11 protein-coding genes are annotated in these 11,523 nt (G+C 41.9%); 3 read left to right on the forward strand and 8 right to left on the reverse strand.

What is annotated here, in order from left to right; genetic code table 11:
- Window positions 1-16: 16 nt before the first annotated feature.
- The 4 genes from lepB to RR876_RS01050 form a co-directional block, all read right to left on the reverse strand.
- Window positions 17-844 carry a signal peptidase I gene (gene lepB / locus RR876_RS01035; protein WP_010326441.1) on the reverse strand — a complete coding sequence of 276 codons (828 nt, stop codon included), beginning with the start codon at window positions 842-844 and terminating at the stop codon, window positions 17-19.
- A gap of 20 nt (window positions 845-864) precedes the next feature.
- A complete protein-coding gene (gene lepA / locus RR876_RS01040) occupies window positions 865-2,682 on the reverse strand; it encodes a translation elongation factor 4 (RefSeq protein WP_332477013.1) in 1,818 nt (605 codons plus the stop codon).
- Window positions 2,683-2,827: 145 nt separating this feature from the next.
- Window positions 2,828-3,304, reverse strand: coding sequence for a thioesterase family protein (locus tag RR876_RS01045; RefSeq protein ID WP_004980545.1), 477 nt, complete (start codon window positions 3,302-3,304; stop codon window positions 2,828-2,830).
- A 112-nt stretch (window positions 3,305-3,416) separates the two neighbouring features.
- Window positions 3,417-4,796 carry a Do family serine endopeptidase gene (locus RR876_RS01050; RefSeq protein WP_332477012.1) on the reverse strand — a complete coding sequence of 460 codons (1,380 nt, stop codon included), beginning with the start codon at window positions 4,794-4,796 and terminating at the stop codon, window positions 3,417-3,419.
- A 229-nt stretch (window positions 4,797-5,025) separates the two neighbouring features.
- Here RR876_RS01050 and nadB point away from each other — a divergent pair, with 229 nt between their 5' ends.
- Complete coding sequence (gene nadB, locus RR876_RS01055; protein WP_125273086.1) at window positions 5,026-6,660, forward strand: L-aspartate oxidase; 1,635 nt, start codon at window positions 5,026-5,028, stop codon at window positions 6,658-6,660.
- Between the two features lie 45 nt (window positions 6,661-6,705).
- On the opposite strand, the gene RR876_RS01060 is transcribed toward nadB, so the two are convergent.
- From RR876_RS01060 to pabC, 4 genes are all read right to left on the reverse strand, one after another.
- Window positions 6,706-7,122, reverse strand: coding sequence for a PaaI family thioesterase (locus tag RR876_RS01060; RefSeq protein ID WP_332477011.1), 417 nt, complete (start codon window positions 7,120-7,122; stop codon window positions 6,706-6,708).
- Window positions 7,123-7,209: 87 nt separating this feature from the next.
- Entirely contained in the window at window positions 7,210-7,809 is a 600-nt protein-coding gene (gene tmk / locus RR876_RS01065; protein WP_332477010.1) for a dTMP kinase, read from the reverse strand.
- Window positions 7,810-8,865, reverse strand: a complete 1,056-nt coding sequence (gene mltG / locus RR876_RS01070) for an endolytic transglycosylase MltG (protein WP_332477009.1) — start codon at window positions 8,863-8,865, stop codon at window positions 7,810-7,812.
- 1 nt (window position 8,866) lies between these two features.
- Window positions 8,867-9,679, reverse strand: a complete 813-nt coding sequence (gene pabC / locus RR876_RS01075) for an aminodeoxychorismate lyase (protein ID WP_332477008.1) — start codon at window positions 9,677-9,679, stop codon at window positions 8,867-8,869.
- Window positions 9,680-9,843: 164 nt separating this feature from the next.
- On the opposite strand from pabC, the gene RR876_RS01080 reads away from it, so the two are divergent.
- On the forward strand, window positions 9,844-10,854 hold the full coding sequence (locus tag RR876_RS01080) for a sulfate ABC transporter substrate-binding protein (protein WP_279701599.1): 1,011 nt from the start codon (window positions 9,844-9,846) through the stop codon (window positions 10,852-10,854).
- Between the two features lie 37 nt (window positions 10,855-10,891).
- Window positions 10,892-11,497 (forward strand): alpha/beta hydrolase, encoded by a 606-nt coding sequence (locus tag RR876_RS01085; RefSeq protein WP_332477007.1) that lies wholly within the window; start codon window positions 10,892-10,894, stop codon window positions 11,495-11,497.
- The last annotated feature ends 26 nt before the right edge of the window (window positions 11,498-11,523 follow it).

Raw genomic sequence — 11,523 nt, forward strand, 5'->3', positions numbered from 1 at the left:
ATTTTCCGAATCGATATTAGTCAATGCTACCGTTACGGTTAAATGACGGCAACTTAAAGCCAGGCTCTTTATGCATCCAAATATAAAATGCACGACCTGTTAGGTTCTGTTCAGGAACCATTCCCCAAAAGCGACTGTCAGCACTTTGGTCGCGATTATCCCCCATCGCAAAGTACTCACCTTCTTTTACTTTCACTTCCCAATATAAACCATTTTCAGCAGAGTATTTACCATTTTCTACAAAGTTAATATAGGGTGCTTGGCGTGCCACATTAACACCTTCTAACTCACGCATGGTAAAGGTATGCTTACCAATGGTTTCTTTATGATATATCGAAGTAGGCGTATCTAAACGGTCTTTTTCACGGCTAAATTCAACAGGAACTTTAGCAATTTTTTGACCATTAATAGTTAATTGGCCATGATCAAAAACAATGTGATCGCCAGGAATACCAACCACACGTTTGATATAGCTGATCGTCGGTTGCGGTGGATAACGGAAGACAATCACATCACCACGCTCAGGCTCACCCACATCAATTACCTTTTTATTCACAATCGGCAGGCGCACACCATAGTCAAACTTGTTAACCAAGATGAAGTCACCTGTTTCTAAAGTCGGGACCATCGAGTCCGAAGGAATATTAAAAGGTTCATAAAAAAATGAACGTAAGCATAGAACAATTGCAAGGACTGGCCAGAAATCATAAGCCCAAGTAATGACAAAATTTTCATTTCCCTTGCCTTTTGTCGCTCGTTGTTTAAATACAAACTTATCGAGCAACCACACCAAAAAGAAAATCAGTGTGACAGGAACAAGTATCAAATTAAAATCAAAATCCATGAGCTTATATTCCTACCTTTTTATCTTTCTACTTTCAACACAGCCAAGAACGCTTCTTGTGGGATTTCTACACTTCCCACTTGCTTCATGCGTTTCTTACCTTCTTTTTGCTTCGATAGCAGTTTCTTCTTACGAGAAACGTCACCACCATAACATTTCGCCAATACGTTTTTACGCATTGCCTTTACAGTTGAACGAGCAATAATTTGCGCGCCAATGGCTGCTTGAATTGCCACATCAAACATTTGACGTGGAATCAAATCTTTCATTTTTTCAACCAATGCAATACCTCGGTGACGGGCATCTTGACGGTGACAAATCATTGCCAAGGCATCGACTTTATCGCCATTGATTAGAACATCGACTTTTACCAATGATGAACTCTCAAAGCGTACAAAGTTATAATCAAGCGACGCAAAACCTCGTGAACACGACTTCAATTTATCAAAGAAGTCCATCACTACTTCCGCCATTGGAATTTCAAAGGTGATCGAAACTTGGTTCGCCATAAATTTCATGTCTTTTTGAACACCGCGGCGCTCTACACATAAAGTCATGACATTGCCCAAATACTCTTGCGGTACAAGGATATGGCACTCAGCAATCGGCTCACGCAAGTCTTCGACCGTTGAACCATCTGGCATTTTAGATGGGCTATCGATATAAATCGTTTCACCATTCTTCATCACCGCTTCATAAATCACGGTCGGCGCAGATGAAATGAGGTCTAAATCATACTCACGCTCTAAACGCTCTTGCACGATTTCCATGTGTAGCATGCCTAAGAAGCCACAACGGAAACCAAAACCTAAAGCATCTGAGCTTTCAGGTTCAAAAAATAATGCAGAATCATTGATCTGAAGTTTATGTAAAGCTTCACGGAATGGTTCAAATTCACTGGAATCAATTGGGAACAAACCTGCATAAACCTGCGGCTTCACTTTTTTAAAGCCCGGTAAGGTTTTTACATCTGGTGTGTTGGCAAGGGTAATCGTATCACCCACTGGCGCACCAAAAATGTCTTTAATCCCTGCAATTACGAAACCAACTTCACCCGCTTCAAGGATGTCTGTTTCTGTGTGCTTAGGATTGAAAATACCTACAGAAGTAATGATGTGTGTTTGGCCTGTTGATTTCATCAACATCTTGTCGCCCTTACGCACACGACCTTCTTTCACGCGCACCAAAGAAACCACGCCTAGGTAGTTATCAAACCAAGAGTCGATAATTAAAGCTTGTAATGGCGCGTTACGATCACCAGTAGGTGCAGGAATGACATTGACAAGGGTTTCTAAAACGCTATCAATCCCAAGACCTGTTTTTGCCGAACAGGTCGGTGCTTCAGTTGCTTCAATACCGATGATGTCTTCAATTTCTTGAATCACACGTTCAGGTTCAGCTTGTGGTAAATCAATTTTGTTCAGTACAGGAAGGACTTCAAGACCTTGCTCAATTGCGGTATAGCAGTTCGCAACTGACTGTGCTTCCACGCCCTGCGCCGCATCTACAACCAACAATGCACCTTCACAGGCAGCCAATGAACGTGACACTTCATATGAAAAGTCGACGTGCCCTGGTGTATCAATAAAGTTTAATTGATACTCTTGACCATTTGGATGGGTGTAATACAAAGTAACCGACGCAGCTTTAATGGTAATACCACGCTCACGCTCAAGTTCCATGGAATCAAGTACTTGTGCTTGCATTTCACGATCTTGCAAACCACCACAGGTTTGAATAAAGCGGTCAGCGAGCGTTGACTTCCCGTGGTCAATGTGAGCAATAATACTGAAATTACGGATATTTTTAATATCAACAGATTTTTTAGCTTGCGCCATGGGCTACCTTGAACAAAATGAAGCGTTATGCAGACAAATTTCGATGCACAACAAAAGCCGAATAGAAATTGCGAAGGATTATAACAGATGGTTTTTTTAAAGTATCCATATTAATACGCTTCCTTTTCACAACTCTGACGCTTTTTTACGTGTTTTCGCTTTTCACTGGGCTTTTTGAATAATCCATTGAAAAATCTAGGGCATTCACATCTTTTGCAAGCGGTTGGTAAGCTTGAGTAAAACTAGGTGACATACGTTTTGCACGCCCGGTTTCAATCTCTACGCAAGCCCACTTAGTTTGAGCAACAAATAAAATGCTATTGTCTTTGGGTCTATAAAACACATATTGGCGTGATGAATATAATGCGTTTATATCGTCAAACCATGTACGTAAAATTATTTCATCCTCTTCAAATGCCGCTTTTCTGTACTGCACATGATGCTCAACTGCAACCATGGCATGTTTTAACTCGATATATTCTTTTAAGCCTAAGCCCAATGCATCAATATGTGCTGTTGCGACATCCTGCATCCAATGCATATAAACGACGTTATTCACATGGCCTAACTGGTCAATATGTTCTGCTTGCACCTGAAGTCTTAAGTCAAAAATACTACTCATAAACACTCTATTTAATCTAAATATCCTTATGAAGATGGCAGTGTACGCAAATAACAGACATCATCAAATTGCAAAAAATAAAAAACCACTCCGAAGAGTGGCTATTTTTCGCTTATTGGATGCGCATCCCTAAAATGGCCGGTGTGCCTTGTCGGATGATTCCAACGCGGGCAACTTGACCTTTTTTCAATTCAGATGCCGCTTGGACAAAATCATTGGTGTCTTTTACTACTTTATTATTAATGTGAGTGACCACATCACCAGCCGCCATGCCTGACTGTGCTGCTGCGCCGCCACGTTTCACTTCTTGAATTAACACACCACCTTTCACATTGAGCTGTGACAATTCAGCAGGTGCTAAATTTCGGATAGCAATGCCCAACACAGGCCCTTTACTTTGTGTAACTACATCTGATTTTGCTGGTGTATCATCCGGTGCAGTGGTTAATGTTGCCGATATATTCCGCTTCTTATCATCACGCAGTACTTCAAGCTGTACCGTTTGATTTGGCATAGTACGATTTAAATAGTTCAATAAATCAGAGGTCCGTGAAATCGGCGTTCCATTGAATTTTAAAATAATATCGCCTGCTTTTAGCCCTGCTTTCTGCGCAGGTGAATTTGGCTGAACATTGGTAATCAATGAACCTTCAGGTTTTGGCAAATTATAAGACTCTGCCAAATTACGGTCTAAATCTTGTAGATTAAACCCTAAATATGAGCGCGTAACTTTGCCAGTTTTCTTAAGTTGGTCAGCAATATCCATTGCGACATCAATTGGAATCGAGAAAGACAGCCCCATATAGCCACCTGTCCCACTGAAGATACGCGAGTTTACTCCAACCACTTCACCCTGTTGGTTGAATAGCGGACCACCAGAGTTTCCTGGGTTGAGAGCCACATCGGTTTGAATAAAGGGTACTGATGTCTCCCCCATCATATTACGCATTTTCGCACTCACGATTCCCGCTGAAGCCGAGTAATCGAAACCAAACGGTGAACCGATCGCAAGCACAGGTTCGCCTACACGCAGTTGATCAACATTACCCGCACGGAGTGATGGAAAATTTGTACCATTTACCTTAAGCAAGGCCACATCAGTTCGTTCATCACTCCCCACCACGGTTGCATCCAGTTCACGACGGTCATTAAACATAATCGTGACTTTCGATGCATCTTCTACGACGTGGTGATTTGTCAGTAAATAACCATCTTTACTAATAAAAAATGCGCTGCCATAAGCCGTTTTTTCTTGCGGCGCTTGCTGCTGCGGGATAATGACTTGATTACCAAAAAAACGCTTCAAAATCTCAGGTATTTGCTGCTGCAGTAACTCTTCTTGAGTCATCTTTTTAACCACATTGACACTAACTACAGCAGGGCTGACTTGCTCAACCAAGTTTGAGAAATCAACAGGTGCTGCTTGTGTTTGTACCGCAGCCATTGTACATGCAACAGCAAAAAAACCAGTTTGTATCGCGCGACTTTTCATATCAAGTATTGACCTATATGTTTGTTATCAATTTATGTATTAGCGTTTTTAGCATAATCTTTGTCTATCTTGGGTAATAATATGTTCTATTATGTTTGTATAAACAAGAGCTTAAAATTTGCTTAAAAAATACGTTCTTTATTTATATTTCCCATCAATTGTAGAGATTTTACCCTTGCCTTTTCGTGAAAAAAGCGCTGTCATTAGCGAACTTTTTCCAAATTAGCTGATGGACATGTCTAATTTAAACACAACACATCATTTTGATGTGATTATTGTGGGAAGTGGCGGTGCAGGCCTGAGCTTAGCCTTATCGTTGCCTCAACATTTCAATATTGCTGTTCTTGCAAAATCAAACCTGACCGATGCAAGTACCTTCTATGCACAAGGTGGCGTAGCCGCTGTTTTAGATGAAACGGATTCCATCGAACAGCACATTGATGACACCATGATTGCGGGCGCTCACTTGTGTGAGACCGAAGCCGTAAAGCAAACCGTTGAAGGCGGTAAACCTTCTGTTGATTTTCTACTGAAACACGGCGTGCAGTTTACCCTTGACGATCAAGAACAGTTGCATCTAACACGTGAAGGTGGACATTCTCAACGCCGTATTATTCATGCCGCAGATGCTACAGGTCGCGCCATTTCAACTACCTTAGTTGAACGTGCGATTGAAAAAGACAACATCACCATTTTTGAAAATTATATCGCCATCGATTTAATTACCTCTCAAAAACTGGGTTTAGAAGAACAAAATCGTGCATTAGGACTCTATGCACTCGATGAAAAGACTGAAAAAGTACATACCTTTTTAGCGCCTTTCACCGCGCTGGCGTGTGGCGGTGCCATGAAAGCCTATCTGTATACCTCAAACCCCGACATTGCAACGGGCGATGGTATTGCCATGGCGTTTCGTGCGGGTTGCCGCGTGGCCAATATGGAATTTAACCAATTTCACCCAACCTGTTTATACCACCCACAAGCGCGCTCTTTCCTCATTACTGAAGCAATGCGTGGTGAAGGTGCTTATTTACGCTTACCCGATGGCGAACGCTTTATGTTGCGCTTTGATGAGCGTGCAGAACTTGCTCCACGTGACATTGTAGCGCGAGCGATTGACTATGAAATTAAACGTTTAGGTATTCGTCACGTTTGGCTCGACATTAGCCATAAGCCCGAAAGTTTTATTAAAGAACATTTCCCAACCTTGTACGCACGCTTACTCGAACTCGGCATCGACATTACCAAGGAAATGATTCCTGTTGTTCCTGCTGCGCACTATACCTGTGGCGGTGTGGTGGTTGATGAACATAGTCAAACTGACATTGCAGGTCTCTATGCAATTGGGGAAACCTCATATACTGGCTTGCATGGCGCCAACCGTATGGCCAGTAACTCACTGTTAGAGTGTTTTGTGTATGGCATGAGTGCAGCAGAACACATCGAAAAAAGTTTTGATTCAAATTACCAATCCCCAACTGCTCCGTCTTGGGATGACTCACAAGTGATGAATCCTGATGAAGATGTGGTGATTTTGCAAAACTGGGATGAACTCCGTCAAACCATGTGGAACTACGTCGGCATTGTGCGTACCACGAAACGTCTTGAACGTGCGCTACACCGCATTGAAATGTTGAAGCGGGAAATTACCGAGTATTACCAAGATTACCAAGTCAGCAAAAATCTGATTGAACTGCGTAATTTGGTTTTAGTCTCTGAAATGATCGTGCGTTGTGCTATGGAGCGTAAAGAATCGCGCGGCCTACACTACACTTTAGATTACCCTGAACTGTCGAATGAACTGCGTAAAACCGTACTCACCCCTTTAAATTTTAAAGTTGAAACCCCTTTAGTGAATAACTAATTTAAAAAAAGCCTGATTCGTCAGGCTTTTTTATTCAGACATTTTTTAGGATTTAGGTGGAATAGAATAGGTTCCCACCACATGTGCAATGGGTTCATCCTTACCCACTGAATACAACCACACATCTCCAACCACCAATGCTTTGCCAACTTTCATTAACTTACATTCACCGCGGATATTTGTAGAGGCTGCGGGTTTACTTAGAAAATTGACCGATAAACTGGTGGTCACGGTTAAACCGACCAGCCCAATCTCCCCTAAAATAGCGATATACAATGCATAGTCTGCAAGAGTCATCATGGTTGGGCCTGAAACCGTCCCACCCGGTCTCAAATCGCGCTCATCTACCTGATACACGACTGTTGCTGCGCGCTCAGTGACAGATTCGATACGACATTTTTCTAAACTTTGCGGAAATTCCTTTTCTAAAAAAGCCACAATCTCAGTTAAATTACTTTTCATTTTTCCTTCAACATACAGTCCTTTGTCACTGACTATAAAAGAAAAATGCATTTCACTACAGTCTGAAATAACATTTCAGGCTTATTTTTAGTTTAAATATTGCAGCGCTTGCGCAAAAACCTGCTCTGGTGACTGGGTCGCATCCAAGCGTTTGACCCGCTCAGGATATTGTTCCCATAACTGCTGATAACCTGCTCTGACTTTTTCAAAGAACGTGACTTTTTCTTGTTCAAAACGGTCCAAAGCCCCCCGTTCCAGCGCACGAGACATGCCTGTTTCAATCGGGGCATCGAGCCAAAATGTAATATCAGGCATATGGCTGACAAAGTTCTCATTCAGTAGTTGCAACTTCGACTGGCTTAAACCACGTCCTGCACATTGGTAAGCAAAGCTGGCATCGGTAAAACGGTCACACAATACGGTTTTATGTTCCGTTAAAGCAGGCATGATCACTTGTTGTAAGTGCTGTGCACGAGCCGCGTACATCAGCAGCAGTTCAGTATCATTCGACATCGACTCTTCATGATTGACTGATAATAATAGTGAGCGAATTTGCTCAGCCATCGGTGTACCACCTGGCTCACGCGTTAAAACAACACTCTGACCTTGTTGTTCCAGATGCTCATAAATTTTGCGAATCAGTGTGGTTTTACCGACACCTTCTGTGCCCTCAAAACTAATAAACATCTATTCATCCTTCTTGGTTTTTAAAACGCTGAGATATTCTTTTACAGCTTGGTTGTGCTGCTCTAAAGTCTCACTAAATGTGTGCCCACCATTGCCAGTTGCAACAAAGTAGATGTTTTTACTGTTATCTGGGTGCATGGTAGCTTCAATGGCTTTTTTACTTGGTAAAGCAATTGGCGTAGGAGGTAAGCCATTGATGGTATAAGTATTATAGGCTGTTGGGGTCCGCAAGTCTTGACGGGTAATGTTGCCTGTGTATTTATCACCCATGCCATAGATCACCGTTGGGTCCGTTTGCAAACGCATGCCGAGTTGAAGACGACGCGCAAACACACCCGAAACTTGCTCCAGTTCACGGTCAACATTGGTTTCTTTTTCAATAATAGAGGCCATGATCAAGGCTTCGTATTTGTCTTTATACGGCAAATTTGCCGCACGGTTTGCCCACGCTTCATCCAAAGCTTTCATTTGGCGTTTGTATAAATCCGTTAAGATTTTTTTGTCTGACTCCCCTTTGGCGAAGAAGTAAGTATCGGGGGCAAAAAGTCCTTCAGCATGCGTATACGGAATCTCTAATGCTTTTAAAAGCTGATCCATGGGTAAATTGGAGACTTCCTTTTTAACCAGCGCATCCTTTTTCAACGCCTCGATCAGCTGTTTAAAGGTCGTACCCTCAATCACCAAGATACGGTTCATCTCGGCATTATCGACATTGGAAATCATATCCAAAACTTGTCGAATACTCATACCTTCACGCACTTCATAAACACCCGCTTTCAAGGTGTCATGAATAAATATTTTTTGGTAAAGCTTTAAAATAATAGGAAAACTAGCCATGTCTTCTTTGGCTAAGCGGTCAATAAAACCGGAATAGGTATCACCAGAGTTAATTGCCAATAACTGTTTTTTACCCTCGACAGGATAGGATTTAAATAAACTCGACCACAGTACAATCATCAATAAAACAATGATGCTCACAGCAATCAATAACAACCCTTTCATTTTGCGTTGGGGTGGTTGCGTTTTCTTTTTCGATTTGGTTTTGGCTGCGGACATACTACTGCATCTGATTAAGTTGAAGACGATGAAACAAATCTATACACGGCTGAACATCTAAATGCTGATGATTCAAACTTTTGGCTATTTTCATAGGACTCAAGGCATTGCAGAAAAATAAACTTTGAAAGCGTGGAATTTCTTCCATATCAATCATTCTCAGCTCACAGCTCATGCCTTGTTGCTGCATCCGTGCCAATATTTCGGCACGCATGACACCATGCACGCCATTATAACGAAGTTCAGGACTAATCCATCGATCATTTAGCAGAATGAAACAATTACTGCTCACACCTTCAACGACAGAACCTTGCACATCTGTGACCAAAGCTTCCAACCAACCGTGTTGTTCTGCTTCATGCTTGAGTAGGACTTGTTCTAAACGGTTTAAACTTTTCACACCCACCATTTGTGGCATATTCAACCCAATTGCATGTTGCAACACCCCTGAATCAATTTCGCTGTATGTCAAAGCCTCTGATGCTTGCGGATAGAAAAACACCCAAACGTCAGCAGGATGTGTGGGCAAACTATAACCGCGCTGCCCTTCACCCCGACTAATAATAATTTTCAGAGTGCCGTTTAAGTGGGCATAGGTTTGTTTTAATTGCACGATGCTGCGCTGAATAAAGGCTAAATCTGCTGACAACAACAGTCTTTCACAGGCCAATTTCAAGCGTGCTAGATGTAGAGACTCTAGCTCAATCACACCCTCACGGATACGCGCTGTACTAAAACAACCATCTCCATAGTGAAATGCACGATCTAATAATTCTATTTGTTTGATTTCTTGTGCATTTTTATAGCAATGCATGCCAATCTACCCTGAAACAATCTTCTGCTTTAGTTTAATGAATTCTGAGCAGAACTCTTTTTCTTTTTTATTCATATAAAATTCATTTTTTATTATTTTTTTAGCAATAAGACTCGCAGTATTCTTGCCTCATGTTTAAAAACGTTTAAAATTTGAGGTCTCACATGAGCTTATCTAAGTTAAAAATTGGGGTACTAGCAGCGCTAGTTTCAGTCACATCTTTTGGTGTTGCAGCAAAAGATTTCCTTAACGTGTCGTATGATCCAACACGCGAACTCTATGAGGACGTCAACAAACAGTTTGGCGCTTATTGGAAACAACGCACTGGACAAGACATCAACTTCAAACAGTCTCACGGCGGGTCGGGTAAACAAGCCCGTTCAGTGATTGATGGTTTAGGTGCGGATGTCGTGACACTTGCACTTGCAGCAGATATCGATGTGATTGCTGAAAAAGCAAAACTTTTACCGACAAACTGGCAAAAGAAATTACCCAATAACTCGACACCATACACTTCGACTATCGTGTTCCTCGTCCGTAAAGGTAACCCTCAAGGTATTAAAGACTGGGGCGACCTCATTAAGCCGGGTGTTGGCATTATTACACCAAATCCCAAAACATCAGGTGGTGCACGCTGGAACTACTTAGCAGCTTGGGCTTGGGCGAAACATCAACCTGCGGGTAACGATGCCAAAGCACAAGAATTCGTGCGTAAAATTTATAAAAACACCAAAGTGCTAGATTCAGGGGCACGTGGCGCAACTACAACCTTTGCTGAACGCGGTATCGGTGATGTTCTCTTAGCATGGGAAAACGAAGCACACTTAGCAATTCGTGAACAACCGGGTAAGTTTGAGATCGTAACGCCTTCATTATCTATTTTGGCAGAACCACCTGTTGCCATTGTTGAAAAGAATGCGGAAAAAGACGGCAATCTGAATCTGGCGAAAGCGTATCTCAACTATTTGTATTCACCTGCTGGACAGGAAATTGCGGCGAAAAACTTCTATCGCCCACGTAATGCAACTGTCTTGAAAAAATATGCAACCACATTCAAACCGTTAAAGTTGGTAACCATTGATAAAGAATTTGGCGGTTGGACCAAGGTACAAAAACAGCACTTTGAAAATGGTGGTGTATTTGACCAAATTGTGAAAGCCAATACCACGAAATAAAATCGAGTCCAGTAAATAGCTGTAAGGGAGTGTCGACATGATTCATACTGTAATTGTACCGGGCGTGGGTGGAAGTGAACATGACCACTGGCAATCGTGGTTACAACGTCAGCTCAAGTCATGCTCTCGTGTACAGCAGCAGGATTGGAATAAACCCGTACTCCATGAGTGGATTGAACAATTTGTCAAAACGGTTCAAGCCATTCAGGAACCGATTCAAATTGTGGCGCACAGCTTTGGCTGTTTAACGACAGTCGCTGCTTTAGCACAGCATCCTGAACTAAATCAAAAAATCAAAAATTTAGTTCTGGTTGCACCAGCCAATCCTGCTCGCTTTGGTGATGCTGGTTTTGCTCGTGATAGTCAAAATGACTATCAACAGTATTTCCACCAACTCAAGCTGCAAGTTCCCACCCAAATGATCATCAGTGAAAATGATCCTTGGCTTAATTTTCAAGATGCGCTGCAACTGGCAAAAGCATGGAAAATTAGGCCTAAGAACTTGGGACAAGTCGGACATATTAATGTTGCGGCAGGTTTTGGGCCATTCCCTGAAATTTATGATTTTTTGATTTCAGAAAATGTGCTAAAAAACATTAGTTTTTACAATGAAAGCAAGTATTTATTTAAATTTGCAATTTAAACGCTGTAAATGATACTTGTGCCGAA

The organism is Acinetobacter sp. (assembly GCF_036666595.1).
GTDB lineage: Bacteria > Pseudomonadota > Gammaproteobacteria > Pseudomonadales > Moraxellaceae > Acinetobacter.

Excerpts from the sequence above, each read along its gene's own strand:
- lepB (WP_010326441.1), bottom strand. The coding sequence starts at position 844 with ATGGATTTTGATTTTAATTTGATACTTGTTCCTGTCACACTGATTTTC.
- lepA (WP_332477013.1), bottom strand. The coding sequence starts at position 2,682 with ATGGCGCAAGCTAAAAAATCTGTTGATATTAAAAATATCCGTAATTTC.
- RR876_RS01045 (WP_004980545.1), bottom strand. The coding sequence starts at position 3,304 with ATGAGTAGTATTTTTGACTTAAGACTTCAGGTGCAAGCAGAACATATT.
- RR876_RS01050 (WP_332477012.1), bottom strand. The coding sequence starts at position 4,796 with ATGAAAAGTCGCGCGATACAAACTGGTTTTTTTGCTGTTGCATGTACA.
- nadB (WP_125273086.1), top strand. The coding sequence starts at position 5,026 with ATGGACATGTCTAATTTAAACACAACACATCATTTTGATGTGATTATT.
- RR876_RS01060 (WP_332477011.1), bottom strand. The coding sequence starts at position 7,122 with ATGAAAAGTAATTTAACTGAGATTGTGGCTTTTTTAGAAAAGGAATTT.
- tmk (WP_332477010.1), bottom strand. The coding sequence starts at position 7,809 with ATGTTTATTAGTTTTGAGGGCACAGAAGGTGTCGGTAAAACCACACTG.
- mltG (WP_332477009.1), bottom strand. The coding sequence starts at position 8,865 with ATGTCCGCAGCCAAAACCAAATCGAAAAAGAAAACGCAACCACCCCAA.
- pabC (WP_332477008.1), bottom strand. The coding sequence starts at position 9,679 with ATGCATTGCTATAAAAATGCACAAGAAATCAAACAAATAGAATTATTA.
- RR876_RS01080 (WP_279701599.1), top strand. The coding sequence starts at position 9,844 with ATGAGCTTATCTAAGTTAAAAATTGGGGTACTAGCAGCGCTAGTTTCA.
- RR876_RS01085 (WP_332477007.1), top strand. The coding sequence starts at position 10,892 with ATGATTCATACTGTAATTGTACCGGGCGTGGGTGGAAGTGAACATGAC.